Here is a 21480-nt window from a genome sequence, read left to right on the forward strand (position 1 = left end):
GGTTTCCAGTTTCCTCCGTGAAGGCAGGTCCTGACATGTCCGTCCAGCTAAGGCCAAGCCAGGCGCTGCGTCTGTGGCAGCAGGTCAGCCTTGCCGAGGTGCGCGGCAAGGCACCGGATCTTACCGAACGCCAGCTTGCGATCCTTCTGACGATCTATCTGGACCCGCCGCCGCACACCGTGCGCGGGCTCGCCGAGAAACTCGATGTCTCCAAACCCGTCATCACCCGCGCCCTCGACACGATGGGCGCGCTGAAACTCGTGTCCCGCCACCGCGACCCGAACGACCGCCGCAATGTCCTGATCAAGCGCACCGTCGAGGGTGCCCTGTTCGTAGAGCGGTTTGGCGATGTGGTGGTGGCAAAATCCGCGGAGCTCCCCTTATGACGACACTCGACCGCCGCCTTCACGCCCACCGGGCAGACCTTGCCGATGCCCGTCTTGAGGGCAGGGTGAAGGCGGAACGTTTCACCGCCGGCACGCCCGCCCGCATTGGCGCGCCCGTCGTCGACGTGCACAGCGCCCCGCGTCTCGACGCCGGCATCGACACCCAGTTCCTCCATGGTGATGCGGTGCGCGTGTTCGAACGGCGCGAAGGCTGGGCCTGGGTGCAGGCGGAGCATGATGGGTATGTGGGCTATGTGAATGCCGCGGGCCTTACCGAGCAGGATGTCGCCCCCACGCATCGCGTTCGTGCGCAGCGCAGCTTCATCTATCCGGAGCCGGAGCTGAAGGCTCCTGCAATCGGGGCGCACAGCATCGGTGCGGCGGTCTGCATCACGGAAATGGTCGAAAATCGCGGCACGCAATATGCGCTTCTTGCCTCGGGCGGCGCGATGATCGCCGGGCACTTGCAGCCGTTAGACATGCATCATGAGGACTATGTCACGGTCGCAGAAACTTTTCTGCACACACCCTATCTGTGGGGTGGGGCAAGCGGCTTCGGTATTGACTGTTCCGGTCTGGTGCAGCTTTCCATGCGCATGGCCGGAAGAACCGTCCTGCGTGATACCGACATGCAGGCCGCGAGCATCGGCACCGTGATTGAGCCCGATCAAACCGGACTCAGCCGTGGCGACCTCGTTTTCTGGAAAGGCCATGTGGCGATCATGCTGGATCACGAGATGATGCTTCACGCCAACGGCAACACGATGACGGTGGCGCGTGAACCGCTGAAAGATGCCATCGAGCGGATTGAGCGGCTCTATGGTCGCCCGACGCATTATCGCCGGCCCTAGTACCCCGCGCTTCGATCAACGAGGTTTTCCAGTGCCTCACCACGCTCGAACGCAGCCATCTGTTGCAGCATGGGCGGCACCAGATGTGCGGGGTCGGAGGTGGCAGCCGCATGCGGTGTCACGAAAACGCGGGGATGCGACCAGAGCGGACTTTCCGGCGCCAGCGGCTCGCGTTCGAACACGTCGAGGCTTGCTTCCTTCAGCACACCTTCCTCAAGTGCCTTGAGGATGTCGGTCTCGCGCTGCAGCCCGCCGCGCCCCGCATTGATGAGGCAGGGACCGCCCAGCGGTCCATCCTGCCGCAGGCGCGACAGCAGCGAGTGGTTCACAATGCCGTGGGTCGCGGGCGTCAGCGGCAGAAGCACCACCAGAATGTCGGTGGCGTTGAGGAAGGGCGTCAGCCCGTCCTCGCCGTGAAAGCCCTTGACGCCATCGATATCCTTGGGCGTGCGGCTCCAGCCATTCACCGAAAAACCGACCGCACGCAGGGCCTGTGCGGCGCGGGTGCCGAGCTGTCCGAGCCCCATAATGCCTACCGAAACTTCGTTGGCGGGCGGCTGCCGCGGCTCGTGCCAGACTTTCCTGACCTGCTGTTCCCGGTAGACGGCGCCCTGCCGGTGATGGTCGAGCACCCGCCACGTCACATACTCGCACATATACTGCGTGAGGTTTTCCGCCACCACGCGCACGATGGGCACATCGGGCACCTGGTCGTCGGCAAAGATGTGATCCACGCCCGCACCGATGGAGAAGATGACCTTCAGGTTCGGCAGCTTGGCGAGTGCGCCCTTCTGGTGCTTCCAGACAACGGCATAATCGATCGAAGGGTCTTCCGCCCCGTCGGGCTCCAGCACGACATCCCGCTCTTTGGAGAGAAGGTCATACCAGCGCTGCGGGTTGAAGCCGGTGACGGAAAGAAGGACGCGACCGCGTTCCGGTGTGCTCATGGTTTGCCCCTCGATTTTTATTCGCTGACCACGCCTCCAGGCGTGGCTTCGATGTTGAACGCGGCTGCGATCAGCGCGCGTGTGTAGTCGGTCTGCGGTGCATCGAAAATCTGCTCCGCCGGACCGGCCTCCACCACCTTGCCGGCGCGCATGACGATCACCTCATTGGCAAGCGCGCGCACCACTTTCAGGTCATGGCTGATAAAGAGATAGGCCAGGTTATGCCGCTTCTGCAAATCGCGCAGAAGGTCCACCACCTGCGCCTGCACGCTCATGTCGAGCGCCGAGGTGGGCTCGTCCAGCATCACGAAACGCGGCTTCAGCACCATGGCACGGGCAATGGCGATACGCTGACGCTGCCCGCCGGAAAATTCATGCGGATAGCGAAACCGGCTGTCGGGGTCGAGGTCAACCTCCTTCAGGACATCGACCACCATCGCGTCGCGCTCATTGGCTGAAAGGCCGGGCTCGTGAATGCGCAGGCCTTCCTCGATGATTTCGGCAACAGACATGCGCGGGCTGAGCGAACCGTAGGGATCCTGAAACACCACCTGCAAGTCGTGCCTGTAGGGGCGCATCTGTCGAAACGAGAGATGATCGATCTCGTCGCCAGAAAAGTGGATATGCCCCTCCGAGCCGATCATGCGTGCAAGGGCCAGGCCGAGAGTCGTTTTGCCGGAGCCCGATTCACCCACCACGCCGAGCGTCTGGCCCGCGCGGACGGTCACGTCCACCCCGTCGACACCCTTGATGTAGTCGACCGTGCGGCGCAGCAGCCCCTTTTTCACCGGGAACCAGACCTTGATCTCGTCGCCCTTCATCACCGTTTCGGCATCGGCGTCCGCCCTGGGCGGCCGTCCCTTTGGCTCGGCTTCGATCAGATGGCGCGTATAGGCGTGCTGAGGGTTGGTGAATATCTCCTCCGTTGGCCCGCTTTCCACGATCTTGCCGTCGGTCATCACGCAGACCCGGTCCGCCACCTTACGCACAATGCCGAGATCGTGGGTGATGAACAGCATCGACATGGATTTCTTGCGCCGCAGATCGGCCAGAAGTTCCAGGATTTGCGCCTGCACCGTCACGTCGAGCGCGGTGGTCGGTTCATCGGCGATCAGGAGGTCGGGCTCGTTGGCGAGCGCCATGGCGATCATTACGCGCTGGCGCTGGCCGCCGGAAAGCTGGTGCGGAAAGGAATCGAGTCGTTTTTCCGGGTCACGGATACCGACCTGCTCCAGCAATTCAAGAGTCCGCTCCCGCGCTGCCTTGTCACTCATTCCGCGATGCAGTTTCAACACCTCACCCACTTGGCGCTCGATGGTGTGCAGCGGGTTGAGCGAGGTCATCGGCTCCTGAAAGATCATGGAGATCTCGTTGCCACGCACCTTGCGCTGGGTCGCATCGTCGGCTGAGAGAATGTCGACGCCATTGTAGAAAATCTGGCCTGAGGGGTGGCTCGCCGCCGGATAGGGCAGAAGCCGCAGCACGGACAGCGCCGAAACCGACTTCCCCGAGCCAGACTCGCCCACCAGCGCGACCGTTTCGCCGCGCGCGATGTCGAATGAGATGCGGTCGACCGCAAGCGTCTCCTCAGCCCCCTGTTTGAAGGAGACGGAGAGATCGCGGATCGAAAGGAGGGGATTTTCGTTCATTTGAACGTCTTCCGCGGGTCGAAGGCATCGCGCACGGCTTCGCCGATGAAGATCAGCAGCGACAGCATGATCGAAAGGCTCAGGAAGCCGGCAATGCCGAGCCAGGGGGCGTTGAGGTTGCGCTGGCCCTGCCGCAGCAATTCACCCAGCGATGGCGAGCCCGGCGGCAGGCCGAAGCCCAGAAAGTCGAGCGAGGTCAGCGTCGTGATCGAGCCGTTCAGGATGAAGGGCAGGAAGGTGAGGGTGGCCACCATCGCATTGGGCAGAAGGTGGCGGAAGATGATCGTCCGGTTGGAAACGCCAAGCGCCCGTGCCGCACTCACATATTCGAAATTGCGGGCGCGCAGGAATTCGGCGCGCACGACGCCCACGAAGGCCACCCACGAGAAAAGCAGCATGATGCCGAGCAGGATGAAGAAGCCAGGCGGCAGAACGGCGGCGATGATCAGGATCAGATAGAGCACCGGAATGGAGGACCATATCTCGATGAAGCGCTGGAAGAGAAGATCGGTCCAGCCGCCGAAATAGCCCTGTACCGCGCCGGCGCTGACGCCAATCAGCGCCGAGGCGCCGGTCAGGATCAGGCCGAACAGAACCGAGATGCGGAACCCGTAGATTACGCGCGAGAGCACGTCGCGTGCCTGATCATCCGTGCCGAGCCAGTTCCAGTTGCCGGGCGTGCAGGCCGGGTCGTCCACCCCCTGCAGATAGCGCCCGCAGCGCTCCTCTTTGGTGTACATCCATGAAGGTTTGGCTGGCGCCGCCTCCGGTATTTCGTTGTTCACCGTGCGGTAGGAATAGCGGATGGGCGGCCACACCACCCACCCATTGGCCTCGATCTCCTCGGAGATGATCGGATCGCGGTAGTCGGTTACAGCAAGGAAGCCCCCGAATTTCTCTTCCGGATAATCCACCAGAACCGGGAACAGAACCTCTCCCTTGTAATAGGCGAGGATCGGTTTGTCGTTGGCGAGGAATTCGGCAAACAGCGACAGCACGAACAGGATCAGGAATATCCAGAGAGACCAGTAGCCCCGCCGGTTGGCGCAGAAATTCTGCCAGCGGCGCCTGTTGATCGGCGAAAGCCAAGGCCGTCTGCCGGGGCGCCGCGCCGCCGCCACTTCGCTTTGCACCTGAATATCGGACATCACACATCCCTCCGCTCGAAGTCGATGCGGGGGTCTATCAGCGTGTAGGTCACATCCGAGATGAGGCTGATAAACAGACCCATCAGCGAGAAGATGTAGAGATTGGCGAACACCACCGGGTAATCGCGGTCGATCACCGAACGGAAGCCGAGCAGGCCGAGCCCGTCGAGCGAGAAAATACTCTCGATCAGCAGCGACCCGGTGAAGAACGCCGAGATGAACGCGCCTGGAAAGCCGGCGATGATGATCAGCATCGCATTGCGGAAGACGTGGCCGTAGAGCACCTGCCGGTCCGAAAGCCCCTTGGCGCGTGCGGTCACCACATACTGCTTGCGGATTTCATCGAGAAATGAGTTCTTCGTCAGAAGCGTCGTCGTGGCGAAGGCCGAGAGCACCATGGCCGTCAGCGGCAGGGCAAGGTGCCAGAAATAATCGAGAATGCGCGCCGGCCAGGAAAGGCTCTCCCAGTTGTCGGAGGTCAGGCCGCGCAGCGGAAACCAGTCGAAAAAGGAACCGCCGGCGAAAAGAACCATCAGGAGGATGGCGAACAGAAAGCCCGGAATGGCATAGGCAACGATCACCACACCGCTGGTCCACACATCGAACGCCGAGCCGTCCTTCACGGCTTTGCGGATGCCGAGCGGAATGGAAATTCCGTAGGAGATCAGCGTGATCCAGAGGCCGAGCGAAATCGAGACCGGCATTTTCTCAAGGATCAGGTCGATCACCGAAATGTCGCGGAAATAGCTCTCGCCGAAGTCGAACCGCGCATAGTTCCAGATCATCAGGGCGAAGCGTTCGAGCGGCGGCTTGTCGAAACCGAACTGCTTTTCAAGCGAAGCGATGAACTCGGGATCGAGACCCTGCGCGCCGCGATATTTCGAGGTCACGCCGCTGCCTTCGACAGTCCCACCGTCAAAACCCTGATTGCCGAAATCGCCGCCACCGCCGGAGATGCGCGCATCCGCGCCGCCGGCCTGGCCGGTGATCTGTGCGATCACCTGTTCCACGGGGCCGCCCGGTGCAAACTGCACGACGATGAAGGAGATGGCCATGATGCCGAACAGGGTCGGGATCATGAGCAGCAGACGACGCAGGATATAGGCGCCCATCAGTCAGCCGCTCTATTCATGTTTGGAACTGAGATAAAATCTGCCACGCCGCGCTTACGCCTTGCCAATCGCTTTTGCCTTTTCTGCCTCGAACCACCAGAGCGATTCCACCGGGAAGAAGTAATCCGGCTTGTTGTCGCTGTACCCGAACATGTCCCAGTGGGCCACACGGTGATTCGTCAGATGCCAATTTGGAATCCAGTCGCGCCTCGCACGCAAGACCCTGTCCAGCACCTTTAGCGTGACGGTCAGTTCGTCGCGGCTTTTTGCCTCTCCGGCAATCTCGACCAGCGCATCGACAACCGGATCGGCCGTGCCGGCGAAGTTGTAGGAACCTTCCACACCCGCCGTGCGCGAATGGAATATCTGTTCGAGCCCGTTCGCGTCCGGAGTGGCCGTCAGGCCGATCGCCATGGAGATCATGTCGAAATCGAACGCGTTCTGCCGGCTTTGATACTGTGAGGCATCGACCACGCGGGTGGAAGCGTCGATGCCGATGGCCCGCAGGTTCTCGCCGAAGCTCGCATCCTGCCGCAGGAAGAGTTCATCCCGCACCAGATATTCCAGCGTGAAGCGCGTGCCCTTCTCATTGTGGAGAACACCGTCACGCGGGGTCCAGCCGGCCTCTGTCAGAAGCTGGCGCGCCCGTCTCAGATTGTTGCGGTCGCGGCCGGAACCATCGGAAACCGGCTGCTTCACCGCCTCGCCAAACGCTGCCTCCGGCGCCTCGCCGCGAAAGCGGTCGAGCAGCGCCTGCTCCTCGGGTGAGGGTTCCCCCTCGGCCATGTAAGGCGAGCGCTCGAAGAAGGAGTGCGATCGCGCATAGGCGTCGTAAAAGAGATTGCGGTTCGTCCATTCGAAGTCGAAGCACAGGCTGATGGCCTCGCGCACCCGCACATCCTTGAATTGCTCGCGCCGCTGGTTCAGCACCAGGCCATAGAGCTGCGGGCGCTTCTCGCCGGGGATTTCCACCTGCACCACGCGTCCGTCGCGGATGGCCGGAAAATCGTATCCGGTAGCCCAGACCCGAGACGTGAACTCCTCGCGCCAGTAGACATCGCCCTTCTTGAAAGCCTCGAACCCGGCATTGCGGTCGCGGTAGAAGTCGAGGCGGATCGTGTCGAAATGGTTGAACCCCTTTGCTGGGCCAAGATCGCGCGCCCAGTAGTCTTCAACCCGCTCATACTCCACATAGCGCCCGGCCGAGAACCGTCCCACCTTGTAAGGGCCGGAGCCGAGCACCGGGACGAGACGGGAACTGTCGAAGCCGTTCTCCTCGACAAAGGCCTTTGAGAAAATCGGGTACCCGGCCACGGTCAGAATGTTGCGCCGCGATTGCCGCCCGGAAAACCGCAGATGGACCAGGTCGGGCCCTTCCACCGAGGCCTCGGTCATCTCGGTAAGAGGCAACTGCAATTGAGGATGCCCCTTCTCCTTCAGCAGATTGTAAGTGAAGGCCACGTCGGCGGCGGTGACAGGCGAGCCATCATGAAAACGCGCCTCCGGCCGAAGTTTGAAGGTGAACCCGTTGCGGTCGTCGGAAAGTGTCACGCTCTCGGCCAGAAGCCCGTAGATTGCGTCAGGCTCGTCATAGGCCCGCACCATCAGCGAATCGTAACATATCTCCATGCGCGGCGGCGCATCCCCGGTGCGCACGAAGGCATTCAGCGTGTTGAAGGTCAGGACGTTCTGGTTGTAGTACCAGTAACCGGGCTGGAAGTTGAAGGTGCCGCCCTTCGGCGCCTCCGGGCTGGCATAGTCGAAACGGCTGAAGCCCGGCGCATATTTCAGATCGCCGAACGCCGAAAGACCATGCAGCGGCGTGCCCGTCTCCACATTGGCGAACACGTCGCGCGGCAAAAGAGGCGTGGCGATGGCCGCACCGGCGAGCGACAGGAAGTCCCGACGCGGGAGCCCATGCGGTACCGTGGCGCGCCCGCTCAATTCTGGCTCCGGTATTTGGCGGCGAGAGCCTTCTCACGCTCCGGATCGATCCACCAGGAATCAAGGTCGACGCCGGCATATTCGGGCTGTTTCTCCGGCATGCCGAACTTGTTCCAGTAGGCAATGCGGACATAGGGCGCGTGCCATTGCGGCACCCAGTAGTAGTTCCACAGAAGCACGCGGTCGAGCGCCCGGCTGGCCGCGATCAGTTCCTCGCGGTCCTTCACATAGATGATCTTCTCGACCAGCGCGTCGACGATCGAATCCTTCACGCCGGCAAGATTGCGGGTGCCGGGCGTGTCGGCGGCCTTGGAACCCCAGTATTCGCGCTGCTCATTGCCCGGAGAAAGCGAGTTGACGAAGATGCTCGCCACCGCGTCGAAATCGAAGTTTCGGATGCGGTTTACATATTGCGAGGGATCGATGATGCGCAGCGATACGTCGATGCCGATCTTGCGCAGCGCCGCCATGTAAGGCCCCGTCGTTATCTCGTCAGTGGGGCTGTTACCGAGAAACTCGATGGTAAACTGCTGGCCCGTGCCATTGTTCGTCATCTTGCCGCTCTTGATGCTCCAACCCGCTTCGGAAAAGAGCTTGATGGCTTCGCGCAGATAGGTTCGTTCCGCCTGCGGATTGTCGTAGACCGGCAGCCTGAATTCCTCGGTGAAAAGTTCCGGCGGAAGCTTGTCCCTGAATTCTTCGAGTATCTCCAGTTCACGCCCCTCCGGCAGGCCGGTGGCGGCCAGCTCGGTCCCTTCGAAATAGCTGTCCGTGCGGGTATAGCTGTCGAAAAACAGCGTCCGGTTCATGTCTTCGAAGTTGAAGGCGAGGGTCAGCGCCTCGCGGATGCGGCGGTCCTGAAACTTGGGTCGGCGGGTGTTCAGCACGAAGCCCTGCATGGGCTCGGCGCCGCCGGTTGGAAACTCTTTCTTGATGACATCGCCGTCTTTCACGGCCGGGAACGTGTATTCCGTCGCCCAGCGGCGCGAGCGGGTCTCCACGCGGATGTCCTGCAGGCCGCCCTTGGTGAAGGCGAGCCAGGCAGCGTTCTCATCCTGGATGTAGGTGTATTTGCGCCGGTCTACATTGTAGCGCCCGACATTCACCGGCAGATCGGCTGCCCAGTAATCCTCCACCCGCTTCCACACGATCTCGGAACCGGGCGTAAAGCTCTCGATCCTGTAAGGTCCGCTGCCCAGCGGCGGCTCGAGCGTGGGCTGGGTGAAGTTGCGCTTCTTGCCGTCGGCGTCCGTGCCTTCCCACCAGTGTTTGGGCAGAACCGGCAGGTCGCCCATGATGTGTGGCAGTTCCTTGTTGCCCTTCTGGTCGAAGCGGAACTCCACCTCACGCTCGGAAAGGGCCACCGCCTCCACCACGCTGGAGAAATAGCGCGTGTGCTGGGGGCTGTGCTTCTTGAGCATGTTGATAGACCAGACCACGTCTTCCGCCGTGATCGGCGCACCATCGTGCCAGCGCGCTTTCGGGTTGATGCGATAGGTGGCGGAAGAATTGTCTTCTGGATGCTTGAAGGCCTCGGCGATCAGCGGATAGCTTGTGCTCGGCTCTGTCAGCGACTGCTGCATCAGCGTGTCCCAGAGGAAGCCGCCGAAATAGTTGAGCCCCGCCGCCTGCGTGCCGCGCACGATGAACGGGTTGAAACTGTCATAGGTGCCAAGTGCCACCGAATTCAGCGTCCCGCCCTTGGGGGCGTCGGGGTTCACATAGTCGTAGCGCTCGAAAGGCCCCTGTTCGCTTTCGGGCTGGATGAGGGACGAGTTGGTAAGCCATTCGTCTTCGGCGCTGGCGGGATGGCTGGCGAACATAAGAGCCGTGGCGAGACAGGCCGCCCATGTTGCTCTCGCACCGATCACCCGCATGGCATTCTCCTCATATTGTTTTTGGTTCCCAGCCGAAAGGTAGACCATCCCCCACGCATGGCAAGGGATACGGTCTCCCTGAAAGCTTCTTTCAGGTAACAAAAAAGCCGGTCGAAACCGGCTTTTTCAAGTTTGCCAAAATTAAATTTTCGTTAGTTGCCGGATGCGGCGCTGTCGCCGTCCTCGGCAGGAGCCTCTTCAGCCGGGGCTTCCTCAGCAGGCGCAGAGCTTTCGTTGCTGGGCGCTTCGGCTGGTGCGGTCGTTTCTTCAGCGGGCGTCGCCTCGCCTTCAGCGGCCGGTGAGGCTCCTTCGGTCTCGGCAGGCGCTGCAGCCGCGTCGTCACCACCTTCGGCCTCGGGTTCAGGCAGAGGCACCGGGCTTGAAGCGTGCTGGCGCAGATAGGCGATCAGGTCGGCGCGGTCCTCGATCTTTTTGAGGCCGGCGAATGCCATAGCGGTCCCGGAAATGAACCCCTTCGGATTGGCCAGGAAATGATCCAGGTTTTCATAGGTCCACGTGACGCTGCCGCCCTGTGCGAATTCCTGCATGGCGGCTGAATAACCGAAGCCCTCATGGCTGGCGATTGGGCGATCGACGATCTCCCAGAGATTGGGGCCGACCTTGTTGGCGCCGCCGTCATCGACAGTATGGCAGGCCTGGCAGCGCTTGAAGATGTTCTCGCCCTTGCCTGCATCGGCGGAAGCCAGCAGCGGCGCAATGGACTCTGGCTCTGCCGGTTCGTCGGACGCACCGGCCCCATCGTCCTCAGCCACCTCGATCGCATAGCCCGGTGTGGCCGGCGGAGGCGAGGAGAAGATCGCGTCCGAAAGAATGCTGACCGAGAAGATGACGAAAACGGCGCCAAGCAGCGCGCCGAGGATTTTGTTGAGTTCGAACGAGTTCATACGCCCTGAGGCTCCCTATTCCGGACGCTCGCGGCGGCGAGAAGAACGAAACTTCAGCGCCGTTGTCCCCCGCGTTCGGCCGTTGCCGGTAAAATCGCGCGGAAACTAGGTCTTTTGCTCCGCGCATGCAACACATATAAGGCACTTCCCAGTGAGACTTTTTGCCACTTTAGCGATTCAAGAGAGTTCCCGCCCCGATGTCCAGCCTCATCGTCATTCCCGCGCGCATGGCTTCGACACGTTTGCCCGGCAAACCGATGGCGGACATTGCCGGCCTGCCGATGATCGTTCAGGTGGCACTTCGGGCCTCGGAGAGCGGCGCCGGGCAGGTTGCGGTCGCAACCGATTCGAAAGAGGTGGCCGACGCCGTCGAGAAAGCCGGTTTCACAGCCATCATGACCCGCGCCGACCATCAATCCGGTTCCGATCGCATCTTCGAGGCTCTGGGCAGCATCGATCCGGATGGTCGCTATGAGAGCATTATCAATCTACAGGGCGATCTGCCCACCATCGCCCCTGAGGACATCCGCGCCGTTGCCGGCCCGCTGGACGATCCCCGGGTCGACATCGCCACGCTCGGCGTCGAGATCGTGGACGAGGCGGAGAAGATCAATCCGAACGTGGTGAAGATCGTGGGGGCGCCGCGCGATGACGAACCGTCGCGTCTGCGCGCACTCTATTTCACCCGCGCCACCGCCCCATGGGGCGAAGGGCCGCTCTACCACCATGTCGGCATCTACGCTTATCGTCGCGCGGCGCTGGAGCGTTTTGTCTCCCTTGCGCCATCGGTGCTCGAGCAGCGCGAGCGGCTTGAGCAGTTGCGGGCGCTGGAGGCCGGTATGCGCATTGATGCGCAGATCGTCGCTTCGGTTCCGCTTGGCGTCGATACGCCAGAAGACCTGGAGAAAGCCAGGCAGATACTAGCATTGAAAACGGACACATGATCATGGCAGCCAAGACAAACAAGATCGCCTTTCAGGGCGAACCCGGTGCAAATTCCGATACGGCCTGCCGCAACATGTTTCCCGACATGGAGCCGCTTCCGTGTCCGACCTTTGAAGACTGTTTTACTGCGGTCGAGACCGGCGCCGCGGACCTGGCAATGATCCCCATTGAGAACACCATCGCCGGGCGCGTGGCCGACATCCACCACCTTCTCCCGCGTTCGAAGCTGCACATTGTCGGTGAGTACTTCCTGCCGATCCACTTTCAGCTCATGGTGCTGCCGGGCGTGAAGACCGGGGAAATCAGGACGGTCTACAGCCACATTCATGCGCTCGGCCAGTGCCGCAACATCATCCGCAAGAACCGCTGGAAGGGCACGGTCGCCGGCGATACCGCGGGTGCCGCCCGCCTCGTTGCCGAAATGGGCGAGCGTTCCAACGCCGCGCTGGCGCCCCGGCTTGCCTCAGAGCTCTACGGCCTCGACATCGCCATGGAGAATGTCGAGGACACCGACAACAATGTTACCCGCTTCGTTGTGCTTTCGAAGGATGAGAAGCTGGCCGCGCGGACCGCGCCGGATCAGTTGATGATGACCACCTTCATCTTCCGGGTGCGCAACGTTCCCGCCGCGCTCTACAAGGCGATGGGCGGCTTCGCCACCAACGGCGTCAACATGACCAAGCTGGAAAGCTACCAGCTCGGCGGCAAATTCTTCTCCACCCTGTTTTATGCCGATGTTGAAGGGCATCCCGACGACCGCAATGTAGCGCTTGCGCTTGAGGAACTGAGCTTCTTCTCGCGTGAAGTGCGCATTCTCGGTGTCTATGAGGCCCACCCCTTCCGCGCGACGCAGACCGAGGACGAAGATTAACCGCCGTCCATCTGGCGTGGATCCGATCCAAACACCCAGTCGCGGATGAGCCTGTTGGCTATCGCGCCCCGAGGCGGTACGCGATGGCCGTCCGGATTTCTGTCTTCCAGCATCAGGCGCACCTCGTCGCGGGAAAACCAGCGACAATCCTCCAGCTCGTTTTCATCCATGGTGATCGCCTCGCTCTCGGCCTGACCATAGCAGCCGATCATGAGCGAATAGGGAAACGGCCAGGGCTGGCTCGCATGATAGGCGACTGCGCCGACGGCAATCCCCGCCTCTTCCTGCGTTTCGCGGCGCACTGCAGCCTCGATTGTCTCGCCGGGCTCCACAAAACCGGCAAGGCAGGAAACCATGCCGGGGGCGAAATGAGGGCTGCGGCCCAGCAGGCACTGCTCGCCACGGACAGCGAGCATGATCACCACCGGATCGGTGCGCGGAAAATGATCGCGCCCGCAGGTCGGACAATGCCGCTTGTAGCCACCATCCCGCATCTCTGTTTCATTGCCGCAGCGCCCGCAGAAACGGTGGCTCTCGTGCCAGGCAAGAAGCGCCGCCCCCTGTGCCAGCGCGCCGAGCGCGGTCGGCTCCAGAAGCCCCTGCATATAGATCGAGCGATAGTCGATGGCCTTGACCGGTGCGGGCAGTGCCTCGATATCCGCCGCTGACGGCACGGCCAGCACGGGGGCACCGTTCTCATGGCCAAGCAGCACCGCCTGTTTCAGATCGGGCGCAAAGGCCGGGGTTTCGTCCCGGGTGAAGTAGGGGTCGAAAGCCCTGTCACCTTCGACACGCAGAAAGAGCCGCCCCTGCGCAAACAGCAACAGGCGCGCATCCCGGGCCTTCAGCGCCTGTTCGGCGGCATCGTCAGTGCGGGCTTCGGCCTGCCTGTCGATGCGGTTTCCCGAAAAGGCGACGCGCTGGCTCGCCTCGTCGCGGACGGTGTCGAAGAATGGAAAGGTCATGAAAGATGATCTGTCGGTTTTCAAGGTGGGCTCATAACTTGCCGCGAATCGTCTCGGCGAGCTGGTGCAGGTCTTCTCGGCGATAGGGTTCGCGGACACCATATCCCCAGACGGGGCCTGGCCAGCCCGGATCACCCTCACTCCGCGCAATCACGTGGATGTGCAGCTGGCGAACCACATTTCCGAGCGCGGCAGTGTTGATCTTGGTGCAGCCTGTCATATCTTTCAGCATCTGCGCGACCAGATTCGTCTCGAAACTGACCATCGCCTGATCGAGAGGCGTCAGGTCGTGGATTTCCTCCGAGCCCGGGCGCTGTGGCACGAGGATCAGCCAGGGCCAGCGCCTGTCATCGCAAAGCCGCAGTTCGCAAAGCCCGAGCCACATCACATGCAGGCTTTCCGCCTCCAGCCGTCGGTCAAGCTCGAAACCCTGTTTTGCATCTGGCAGCATCGGTCATCCTCATGATGTTCATCGAGGCTAGAATGTGCCGGGCACGCCTGCAAGCGAATGGTTGATCGTTGACAGGAAAGCACATCTCTTCTCTTGCATTTGGCTTCACAATTTCCGATATGGGGGCCGGGAGGTTGGTGGTGGACGAGCCACTCGCCAACCGGGTCAGGTCCGGAAGGAAGCAGCCCTAACGAGCCAGGCACGGGTCGCCGTGCCAGCCTCCCACCTTCTTCTCGTCTTTCTGGCCGCATTCACCGGATTCCAGCCTTGCCGTCCACATTGTCCATTGACGCAGAACCATGTCCAAGGGGACACTGCCGGCGTCAGGACAAAACACGGAGCACAAGAGGGCAATGACCGAGGCCGGCACCAAAGCAAGCGACAGGGCCGGCGGCGCCTACCGGGTTCTTGCCCGCAAATACCGCCCCAGTGATTTCACGGGACTGATCGGCCAGGAGCCGATGGTGCGCACCCTCACCAACGCGTTCATCGCCGGGCGTATCGCGCAGGCATGGATGCTGACCGGCGTACGTGGTGTCGGCAAGACGACAACAGCCCGCATTCTGGCGCGCGCACTCAATTACAAGACCGATTCCTTAGACAGACCGACGGTCGAATTGACCTCGGAAGGAGAGCATTGCCGCGCCATCCTCGAAGGCCGTCACGTGGACGTGGTTGAGATGGACGCCGCTTCCCATACCGGCATCGACGACATACGCGACATCATCGACCAGGCGCGTTACGCGCCGGTTTCCGCGCGCTACAAGGTGTTCATCATCGATGAGGTTCACATGCTCTCCAATCAGGCCTTCAACGGTCTGTTGAAGACGCTTGAGGAGCCGCCGCCGCATGTGAAGTTCATCTTCGCCACCACGGAAATCCGTAAGGTTCCCATCACCATCCTGTCGCGCTGTCAGCGCTTCGATCTGCGCCGCATCGATGCGGCCATGATCAAGGCCGATCTCGCCCGCATCGGCGGGCTCGAGGGTGTGGAGGCGGAAGATGAAGCATTGGCGATGATCGCGCGCGCGTCCGAAGGCTCGATGCGCGACGCCCAGTCGATCTTCGATCAGGCGATTGCCCATTCCTCCGGCAAGGTCACGGCGCAAACCGTGCGCGACATGCTGGGGCTGGCGGACCGCAGCCGCATCATCGGCCTGTTCGAAGACCTGATGAAGGGCGATGTGGCTGCTGCGCTGGCCGAGTTCCGCGCGCAATACGACGTCGGCGCCGACCCGGCAACGGTTCTGAACGATCTTGCCGAGTTCAATCATCTGGTCACCCGTCTGCGTTTCGTGCCGGAAGCTGCCGAAGACGCGGCACTTTCCGAAGACGAGCGCACGCGCGGTCTCGAATTCTCCAAAACACTGTCTGTGCGCGTCCTCTCGCGGACATGGCAGATGCTCCTCAAGGGCATTCAGGAGGTACAGTCTTCCGGTCGGCCCATGGCCGCCGGCGAGATGGTGCTGATCCGCATCGCCCATGCCGCCAGCCTTCCGACACTCGATGAGGCATTGAAGCGGCTCGACGACATGCCGGTAGGCGCGGGCAACGGGCAGGGCCAGCCTCCGGCGCCCGGCGGGGTTTCACCGTCCGGCAATGGCGGCGGTGGCGCAATGGCATCCGCCGTTGCGACCCAGCATGCGCCGGTCTCCGGTGGCGGTCAGACCATGCGTCTCGTTCAGCCCGAAGCAGCGCCCGTGGCGATGCAGCCGCCGGTGGTTGCCGAAGAGGCGGTGCCCGATACGGTTCCGCTCAAATCGCTTGAGGACATCGCCAGACTCGCCGATGCGAAGCGCGACATGGCCTTCAAGGTTCTTCTCAAGCGGTGTGTCCGCCTTGTCTCGATTGAGCCGGGTCGCCTCGACATCAGCCTGACCGAGGATGCGCCCAAGACGGTGATGGGTGATCTCACCAATCGGCTGAAGGAATGGACCGGCCGTCGCTGGATCGTCTCGCTGTCGAGCGAGGCTGGCGGGCCGACGCTCGCCGAGCAGGAGGAGGGCCGCCGCGAGAGTGCGATCGCCGACGCGAAGGCCGACCCGGCGGTCGCGGCCATTCTCGACCGTTTCCCCGGCGCGAAGATCATCGACATCCGCATTCCGGATGCAACCGACCCTGATGCGGTCGAAGAGACAGCCGACGCAATTGATCCGGTCGATCCGGACGATGATGACGACGACGATTTCTGAGTGAATTGGAGACCACAATGCGCGATCTGATGGGCCTTATGGGCAAGGCAAAGGAAATGCAGGCCAAGTTTCAGGCCATGCAGGAAGAAATGGCCGAGATGGAGATCGAGGGCCAGGCCGGCGGCGGCACGGTCAAGGTGACGCTGAGCGGCAAATCCGAGATGAAGGCCCTGAAGATCGATCCCTCGCTCTTCAAGGAAGACGATGTGGAAATCCTCGAAGACCTGATCCTCGCCGCGCACAACGATGCAAAATCAAAGCTCGAGGCGGCCATTCAGGAAAAGACCCAGGAAATGACCGCCGGCCTGCCGATCCCGTCCGGCATGAAGCTGCCTTTCTAATAGAATAAGGGTAAGGCCAGTCCTGCACTGGCCATGCGTGGGCGGAACAGCCATGTCCAAATCCATTGCCGGACCGGAAATCGAACGTCTCATCCAGCTCCTGGCGCGTGTGCCGGGGCTCGGGCCGCGCTCGGCCCGGCGGGCTGCACTTCATCTGATCAAGAAGAAAGACCAGCTCTTCGCCCCGCTCACGGCGGCCATGGCCGAGGCCGTTGACAAGGTGCGGGTCTGTTCGACCTGCGGCAATGTCGACACCAGCGATCCCTGCACGCTGTGCACCGATCCGCGCCGCGATGGCACCACCATCATCGTGGTGGAGGATGTGTCCGATCTCTGGGCGCTGGAGCGTGCCGGCGCAATGAGTGCGCGCTACCACGTTCTCGGCGGCACGCTCTCGCCGCTTGATGGGATCGGACCCGACGATCTCAATATCAAGGGACTGGTGGGGCGGGTGGCCGAAGGCGGCGTGTCGGAGCTGATCCTCGCCGTCAACGCCACGGTGGAGGGGCAGACCACGGCCCACTACATCACCGATCAGGTGGCCGGCATGGACGTGAAGGTCACGCGCCTTGCCCACGGCGTGCCGGTGGGCGGTGAACTCGACTATCTGGATGAGGGAACGCTTTCGGCAGCGTTGAAGTCGCGCACGAGCTTTTGAACAGCGGGAGAAACGCCTTGAGTCTTCGCAACTTGAGCCTTCGCAACTCGATCCGCCTCATTGCAGCCCTTTGCTTTTCGCTTGTGGCGGGTGCCGCGTCGGCGCAGTCCATCGAGGCGCAGTTCCGCGACTGGCTCGCACAAGACCTCTGGCCGGAGGCGCAGCGGCGCGGCATTTCCTCCGCTACGTTCAACGCCGCCTTCGCCAGCGTCTCGCCCAATCTGAAGCTGCCAGATCTCGTTATGCCGGGAGAGAGCAAACCGCGCAGTGACAGGCAGCACCAGGCCGAATTCCGCGCCCCGTCCGCCTATTTCCAGCACATCGGTGGTGTCGTTTCAGGCGGCCGCTCCCGCGCCGGCCAGCTTTCGGGCGTCCTTTCTGCAATCGAAAAGCGCTATGGCGTCTCGCGCGGCATCGTGCTTGCCATCTGGGGGCGTGAATCGGGCTTCGGACGCGCAAAAATCCCCTATGACGCCTTTGAGGTGCTTGGCACCAAGGCATTCCTTGCAACCCGCAGGGAGATGTTCCGCGAGGAGGTTCTGTCGGCACTCGAGATGGTGGAGCGCCGGGGTGTTTCGCCGCGCGCCATGCGCTCTTCCTGGGCCGGCGCGATGGGACAGCCGCAGTTCATGCCCAGTTCCTATCTGAAATACGCCGTCGATGGCGACGGCAACGGCACCGCCGACATCTGGAAATCCGAGGCCGACACGCTGGCTTCCATAGCCAATTACCTGGCGCAGCATGGCTGGGTGCGCGGGCGCGACTGGGGTTTTGAAGTCAGCGTTCCGCAATCCGTGTCCTGCGCGCTTGAAGGCCCTGATCGTGGAAAACGCATCGCAGACTGGCAGGCGCTCGGCATTCGCCGGGTCGGCGGCAAGGCGTTTCCCGAGCATGAGCTGCGCGGTGAGGGCTATCTGATGATGCCCGCAGGCCGCTTCGGTCCGGCATTCATCGTCACACCGAATTTCTACCGCCTCAAGGACTATAACGAGAGCGATCTCTACGCGCTGTTCGTTGGCCACGCGGGCGACCGCATCATGTATGGCAACAGCGAATTTTCCGGCTCATGGGAGCGTGTCGGCGGCTTCGATCGTGGCGATGTCGCGGCCATGCAGCGCGGGCTTGAAAAGCTTGGCTATGATGTCGGCGGCGCTGACGGCCTCGTCGGGTTCAAGACCCGGCGCTCCATCGGCGAGTGGCAGCAGAAGAACGGCATCGCGCCGACCTGCTTTCCCGCCGGCGATACGATCCGGCGTCTGCGCTAGGGTCAGGCAGTCGCGTGATCGTCACGGTATAGGCTGGAAGCCGCCCGAAAATCGGCTAATCTGCTTTCGGGGCAAGGCGCGGAACCTCCATGCCTGCAGTCGAGAGAGGGAAAGACCGGTGATCATTGCAAAACTCATGTCCCGTTTCGCCGCGCTTGCCGGTGGGGCGATCATTCTGGCCAGTTGCACCGTTGTCGTGGAGGAAGGGCCGAACCGTCCGCGTCCGCCGCGGCCGGACCGCCCACAGATGTGCACGATGGAATACAACCCCGTCTGCGCGCGACGCGGCGGCGAGCAACGCACGTTCGGCAATGCCTGTTCGGCACGCGCGCAGGGCTTCAGGATCGTGCGACCGGGAACCTGTCGGCCTCAGTCCAGCCGGCCCGAGCGTCCGCAGATCTGCACCCGTGAATACCGCCCTGTCTGTGCGCGCAGGGGTGGTCAGCGCCGCACGTTCGGCAATGCATGCACGGCGCGCGCAGCCGGCTTCCGGGTCGTTCGCCCCGGAGAGTGCTGAGAGAGTGTGCTAAACGCTCTGGCCGCGTCGCTTCTCCAGAATGGCGAGCAGCGAGCGGCCGGCATCCAGAATATGGGCGCGGGTGAGGCTGGCCGCTTCATCCGCGTCGCCTCTTTCGCAGGCATCAAGGATGCTGAGATGTTCCCGGTGGGCGCGCTTTTTGCCGTCCGTCAGGGTGAGCTGCGCCCGCAGATAGCGGTCGACCCGGTCGAGTGACGAGCGGATGATCTGCAGATGGTAGGGGCGGTCAGCCGCTTCATAGAGGCCATAGTGGAATTTTCGGTTCGCCTCGCCCCAGCCGCCCGGGTCTGAGGCTGTGGCAAAAGCCTCGAGGTTCGTGCGGGCGGCATCCAGTTGTTTCCGCGTGAGCGCCGGCACCGCAAGCCGGATAACTTCGCTTTCCAGCAGGGCGCGAAACTCGAAAATCTCCTCGATCTCCACAGCGGAAAGAGCTGCCACAACCGTGCCCCGGTAGCGCTGGGTGGTCACGAGCCCGTCCTGTTCCAGCCGCTGCAGTGCTTCGCGCACGGGGATGCGGCTGGTGTTGAACATCTGCGCGATACGGTCCTGCCGCAGGTGTTCGCCTTCCGCCAGTTCGCCCTCGATGATGGCCTTGCGCAGGGCTTCGAACACCAGGTCGGTCGCCGAGGCTGTCTGTCTTACATCAATGGTTTCCAGCTTCATTTCCTGAATCCCGCCTGCGGCCCCGCTGACATGCCTGCGCTGTGTGCCCGAACTCCCGCAGCATCGAATGATGCTTCATTTTACGATTGTATATTGGATCCAATCTGAGTTAAAGACTCTTCCGCAATGTTTGGTGAGCCGCTTGTGGGAGCAGGGCGTTTTCCAGCGTCGATCAGCGCATCATGTGCAAATGGCAGGCTGGCATAACGAAGCATCGCATGACTGGCATGCGGCGTCTGCGCTAGGCTGCCGGCCGAACTGAAACTGGCCAACAAACAGAAACTGATTGAATTCGGGGGTATTCCACCAATGGCGCTCAGCGAGACACGCACCAACCATTTCAAGAACTACATTGCCGGCGAATGGATCGAAGGCGATAGCCAGGTTGAAAACATCAACCCGTCCGACACGCGCGATGTCGTTGGTCTGGCAGCGCGCTCCGGCGGGGCCGATCTCGATCGCGCCATCGATGCGGCGCATGACGCAGCGCCGGGCTGGGCGCGGTCTACCCCGCAGCAGCGCTATGACATTCTCGATGCCGTCGGCAATGAGATCATCGCCCGTAAAGACGAGCTTGGTCGTCTGCTTTCGCGCGAGGAAGGCAAGACGCTGGCAGAAGGCATCGGCGAGGTGGTGCGTGCCGGTCAGGTGTTCAAGTTCTTCGCAGGAGAGGCCGTGCGCCTGCCGGGCGAGCGCCTCGATTCCATCCGTCCCGGCGTCGAGGTGGACATGCGCCGCGAGCCGATGGGCGTTATCGGCATGATCACCCCGTGGAACTTCCCCATTGCCATCCCGGCTTGGAAGATTGCCCCCGCACTTGCCTATGGCAATGCGGTCGTGCTGAAGCCGGCCGAGCTCGTGCCGGGCTCGGCCTGGGCGCTGGCAGAAATCCTCTCGCGCTCCGGTCTGCCTGAAGGTGTGTTCAACATGGTTGCGGGCCGCGGTTCCGAGCTCGGCCCGCGCATGATCGAAAACCCGAAGGTCCGCGCAATCTCCTTCACCGGCTCCGTACCCACGGGCCGCGGCATTGCCGCAGCCTGTGGCGAGCATCTGAAAAAGGTGCAGCTTGAAATGGGTGGCAAGAACCCGCTTGTGGTTCTGGACGATGCCGATCTCGACGTGGCAGTCGGTGCCGCACTCAACGGCGCATTCTTTTCCACCGGCCAGCGCTGCACCGCGTCCAGCCGTCTCGTCGTGTCCAAAGGCATTCACGACCGTTTCGTCTCCGCACTCACCGAAAAGCTCAAGACCCTCGTCGTCGGCGATGCGCTCGACCCGAAGACACAGATGGGCCCGGTGGTTGACGAAAAGCAGCTCGAGCAGGATCTGTCCTATGTCGAGATCGCCGGCCAGGAGGGCGGAAAGCTCGCCATCGGCGGCGAGCGCCTGACGCTGGAGAAGCCCGGCTTCTATATGGCGCCTGCACTCTTCACCGAAACCAGCAATGACATGCGCATCAACCGCGAGGAGGTCTTCGGCCCTGTCGCCAGCGTCATCCGCGTCAAGGATTACGAAGAGGCATTGCACGTCGCCAACGACACGAGCTTCGGCCTCTCCTCGGGCATCTGCACCACTTCGCTCAAATATGCGAGCGACTTCAAGCAGAAGTCGGAGGCCGGCATGGTCATGGTCAACCTGCCGACCGCCGGTGTTGACTACAACGTGCCTTTCGGCGGCACGAAGGGCTCGAGCTTCGGCTCGCGCGAACAGGGGCGTTACGCCGTCGAATTCTACACGACGGTGAAGACGGCCTACACGCAGCCCTGATCGGA

The 21480-nt window shown here is 62.2% G+C and carries 20 protein-coding genes and 1 other RNA gene; 11 read left to right on the plus strand and 10 right to left on the minus strand.

Annotated elements, in window-relative coordinates:
* Positions 1 to 35 precede the first annotated feature (35 nt).
* The gene (locus BLW55_RS13505) at positions 36 to 386 is read left to right on the plus strand and encodes a MarR family transcriptional regulator (RefSeq protein WP_090329147.1); all 351 of its coding nucleotides are present in this window, start codon (positions 36 to 38) and stop codon (positions 384 to 386) included.
* Positions 383 to 1237 carry a C40 family peptidase gene (locus BLW55_RS13510; protein WP_090329148.1) on the plus strand — a complete coding sequence of 285 codons (855 nt, stop codon included), beginning with the start codon at positions 383 to 385 and terminating at the stop codon, positions 1235 to 1237. Before BLW55_RS13505 ends, BLW55_RS13510 begins: the two co-directional genes overlap by 4 nt.
* On the opposite strand, the gene BLW55_RS13515 is transcribed toward BLW55_RS13510, so the two are convergent.
* The 7 genes from BLW55_RS13515 to BLW55_RS13545 all read right to left on the minus strand — a co-directional run bounded on the left by BLW55_RS13515 (position 1234) and on the right by BLW55_RS13545 (position 10819).
* Positions 1234 to 2184 carry a 2-hydroxyacid dehydrogenase gene (locus tag BLW55_RS13515; protein ID WP_090329149.1) on the minus strand — a complete coding sequence of 317 codons (951 nt, stop codon included), beginning with the start codon at positions 2182 to 2184 and terminating at the stop codon, positions 1234 to 1236. The genes BLW55_RS13510 and BLW55_RS13515 overlap by 4 nt on opposite strands.
* Positions 2185 to 2201: 17 nt before the next feature.
* Complete coding sequence (locus BLW55_RS13520) at positions 2202 to 3833, minus strand: ABC transporter ATP-binding protein (RefSeq protein WP_090329150.1); 1632 nt, start codon at positions 3831 to 3833, stop codon at positions 2202 to 2204.
* A complete protein-coding gene (locus tag BLW55_RS13525; RefSeq protein WP_090329151.1) occupies positions 3830 to 4981 on the minus strand; it encodes an ABC transporter permease in 1152 nt (383 codons plus the stop codon). The genes BLW55_RS13520 and BLW55_RS13525 overlap by 4 nt, the downstream gene beginning before the upstream one ends.
* Positions 4981 to 6093, minus strand: coding sequence for a microcin C ABC transporter permease YejB (locus BLW55_RS13530; protein ID WP_007009192.1), 1113 nt, complete (start codon positions 6091 to 6093; stop codon positions 4981 to 4983). Before BLW55_RS13530 ends, BLW55_RS13525 begins: the two co-directional genes overlap by 1 nt.
* A gap of 54 nt (positions 6094 to 6147) precedes the next feature.
* On the minus strand, positions 6148 to 8037 hold the full coding sequence (locus tag BLW55_RS13535; protein ID WP_090329152.1) for an extracellular solute-binding protein: 1890 nt from the start codon (positions 8035 to 8037) through the stop codon (positions 6148 to 6150).
* A complete protein-coding gene (locus tag BLW55_RS13540) occupies positions 8034 to 9914 on the minus strand; it encodes an extracellular solute-binding protein (protein ID WP_007009193.1) in 1881 nt (626 codons plus the stop codon). The genes BLW55_RS13535 and BLW55_RS13540 overlap by 4 nt, the downstream gene beginning before the upstream one ends.
* A 152-nt stretch (positions 9915 to 10066) precedes the next feature.
* Positions 10067 to 10819 carry a c-type cytochrome gene (locus BLW55_RS13545; protein ID WP_090329153.1) on the minus strand — a complete coding sequence of 251 codons (753 nt, stop codon included), beginning with the start codon at positions 10817 to 10819 and terminating at the stop codon, positions 10067 to 10069.
* A gap of 197 nt (positions 10820 to 11016) precedes the next feature.
* Between BLW55_RS13545 and BLW55_RS13550 the strand changes: the two genes are divergently transcribed.
* A complete protein-coding gene (locus BLW55_RS13550) occupies positions 11017 to 11763 on the plus strand; it encodes a 3-deoxy-manno-octulosonate cytidylyltransferase (protein WP_090329154.1) in 747 nt (248 codons plus the stop codon).
* Positions 11763 to 12635 (plus strand): prephenate dehydratase, encoded by an 873-nt coding sequence (locus tag BLW55_RS13555; protein ID WP_090329998.1) that lies wholly within the window; start codon positions 11763 to 11765, stop codon positions 12633 to 12635. The genes BLW55_RS13550 and BLW55_RS13555 overlap by 1 nt, the downstream gene beginning before the upstream one ends.
* Here BLW55_RS13555 and nudC read toward each other — a convergent pair.
* Together nudC and BLW55_RS13565 are read right to left on the minus strand one after the other, a co-directional pair.
* The gene (gene nudC, locus BLW55_RS13560) at positions 12632 to 13600 is read right to left on the minus strand and encodes an NAD(+) diphosphatase (RefSeq protein ID WP_090329155.1); all 969 of its coding nucleotides are present in this window, start codon (positions 13598 to 13600) and stop codon (positions 12632 to 12634) included. The two genes, BLW55_RS13555 and nudC, sit on opposite strands and share 4 nt — an antisense overlap.
* A 31-nt stretch (positions 13601 to 13631) precedes the next feature.
* Positions 13632 to 14051, minus strand: a complete 420-nt coding sequence (locus tag BLW55_RS13565) for an HIT domain-containing protein (protein WP_007009197.1) — start codon at positions 14049 to 14051, stop codon at positions 13632 to 13634.
* Positions 14052 to 14180: 129 nt separating this feature from the next.
* On the opposite strand from BLW55_RS13565, the gene ffs reads away from it, so the two are divergent.
* The 6 genes from ffs (at position 14181) to BLW55_RS13595 (ending at position 19024) form a co-directional block, all read left to right on the plus strand.
* An RNA gene (gene ffs / locus BLW55_RS13570) (signal recognition particle sRNA small type) lies at positions 14181 to 14277 on the plus strand.
* A 127-nt stretch (positions 14278 to 14404) separates the two neighbouring features.
* Positions 14405 to 16243 (plus strand): DNA polymerase III subunit gamma/tau, encoded by a 1839-nt coding sequence (locus tag BLW55_RS13575; protein WP_244509074.1) that lies wholly within the window; start codon positions 14405 to 14407, stop codon positions 16241 to 16243.
* Between the two features lie 17 nt (positions 16244 to 16260).
* Entirely contained in the window at positions 16261 to 16584 is a 324-nt protein-coding gene (locus tag BLW55_RS13580; RefSeq protein ID WP_090329157.1) for a YbaB/EbfC family nucleoid-associated protein, read from the plus strand.
* A 52-nt stretch (positions 16585 to 16636) separates the two neighbouring features.
* The gene (gene recR, locus BLW55_RS13585) at positions 16637 to 17242 is read left to right on the plus strand and encodes a recombination mediator RecR (protein ID WP_090329158.1); all 606 of its coding nucleotides are present in this window, start codon (positions 16637 to 16639) and stop codon (positions 17240 to 17242) included.
* A gap of 32 nt (positions 17243 to 17274) precedes the next feature.
* A complete protein-coding gene (locus BLW55_RS13590) occupies positions 17275 to 18507 on the plus strand; it encodes a lytic murein transglycosylase (protein WP_025029884.1) in 1233 nt (410 codons plus the stop codon).
* A gap of 118 nt (positions 18508 to 18625) precedes the next feature.
* Entirely contained in the window at positions 18626 to 19024 is a 399-nt protein-coding gene (locus tag BLW55_RS13595) for a Kazal-type serine protease inhibitor domain-containing protein (protein ID WP_007009202.1), read from the plus strand.
* A gap of 9 nt (positions 19025 to 19033) precedes the next feature.
* Here BLW55_RS13595 and BLW55_RS13600 read toward each other — a convergent pair whose 3' ends face one another.
* Positions 19034 to 19708, minus strand: coding sequence for a GntR family transcriptional regulator (locus BLW55_RS13600; RefSeq protein ID WP_025029883.1), 675 nt, complete (start codon positions 19706 to 19708; stop codon positions 19034 to 19036).
* Between the two features lie 309 nt (positions 19709 to 20017).
* On the opposite strand from BLW55_RS13600, the gene BLW55_RS13605 reads away from it, so the two are divergent.
* Positions 20018 to 21475, plus strand: a complete 1458-nt coding sequence (locus BLW55_RS13605) for an aldehyde dehydrogenase family protein (protein WP_025029882.1) — start codon at positions 20018 to 20020, stop codon at positions 21473 to 21475.
* The last annotated feature ends 5 nt before the right edge of the window (positions 21476 to 21480 follow it).

The sequence above is a fragment of the Nitratireductor aquibiodomus genome, from assembly GCF_900105565.1.
Lineage (GTDB): Bacteria > Pseudomonadota > Alphaproteobacteria > Rhizobiales > Rhizobiaceae > Nitratireductor > Nitratireductor aquibiodomus.

What these genes read in the sequence shown, in the direction of transcription:
- BLW55_RS13605 (WP_025029882.1), top strand. Translation starts at nt 20,018, where the DNA reads ATGGCGCTCAGCGAGACACGCACCAACCATTTCAAGAACTACATTGCC.
- BLW55_RS13580 (WP_090329157.1), top strand. Translation starts at nt 16,261, where the DNA reads ATGCGCGATCTGATGGGCCTTATGGGCAAGGCAAAGGAAATGCAGGCC.
- BLW55_RS13540 (WP_007009193.1), bottom strand. Translation starts at nt 9,914, where the DNA reads ATGCGGGTGATCGGTGCGAGAGCAACATGGGCGGCCTGTCTCGCCACG.
- BLW55_RS13600 (WP_025029883.1), bottom strand. Translation starts at nt 19,708, where the DNA reads ATGAAGCTGGAAACCATTGATGTAAGACAGACAGCCTCGGCGACCGAC.
- BLW55_RS13565 (WP_007009197.1), bottom strand. Translation starts at nt 14,051, where the DNA reads ATGCTGCCAGATGCAAAACAGGGTTTCGAGCTTGACCGACGGCTGGAG.
- BLW55_RS13575 (WP_244509074.1), top strand. Translation starts at nt 14,405, where the DNA reads ATGACCGAGGCCGGCACCAAAGCAAGCGACAGGGCCGGCGGCGCCTAC.
- BLW55_RS13550 (WP_090329154.1), top strand. Translation starts at nt 11,017, where the DNA reads ATGTCCAGCCTCATCGTCATTCCCGCGCGCATGGCTTCGACACGTTTG.
- BLW55_RS13530 (WP_007009192.1), bottom strand. Translation starts at nt 6,093, where the DNA reads ATGGGCGCCTATATCCTGCGTCGTCTGCTGCTCATGATCCCGACCCTG.
- BLW55_RS13510 (WP_090329148.1), top strand. Translation starts at nt 383, where the DNA reads ATGACGACACTCGACCGCCGCCTTCACGCCCACCGGGCAGACCTTGCC.
- BLW55_RS13515 (WP_090329149.1), bottom strand. Translation starts at nt 2,184, where the DNA reads ATGAGCACACCGGAACGCGGTCGCGTCCTTCTTTCCGTCACCGGCTTC.
- BLW55_RS13525 (WP_090329151.1), bottom strand. Translation starts at nt 4,981, where the DNA reads ATGTCCGATATTCAGGTGCAAAGCGAAGTGGCGGCGGCGCGGCGCCCC.
- BLW55_RS13545 (WP_090329153.1), bottom strand. Translation starts at nt 10,819, where the DNA reads ATGAACTCGTTCGAACTCAACAAAATCCTCGGCGCGCTGCTTGGCGCC.
- recR (WP_090329158.1), top strand. Translation starts at nt 16,637, where the DNA reads ATGTCCAAATCCATTGCCGGACCGGAAATCGAACGTCTCATCCAGCTC.
- nudC (WP_090329155.1), bottom strand. Translation starts at nt 13,600, where the DNA reads ATGACCTTTCCATTCTTCGACACCGTCCGCGACGAGGCGAGCCAGCGC.
- BLW55_RS13520 (WP_090329150.1), bottom strand. Translation starts at nt 3,833, where the DNA reads ATGAACGAAAATCCCCTCCTTTCGATCCGCGATCTCTCCGTCTCCTTC.
- BLW55_RS13505 (WP_090329147.1), top strand. Translation starts at nt 36, where the DNA reads ATGTCCGTCCAGCTAAGGCCAAGCCAGGCGCTGCGTCTGTGGCAGCAG.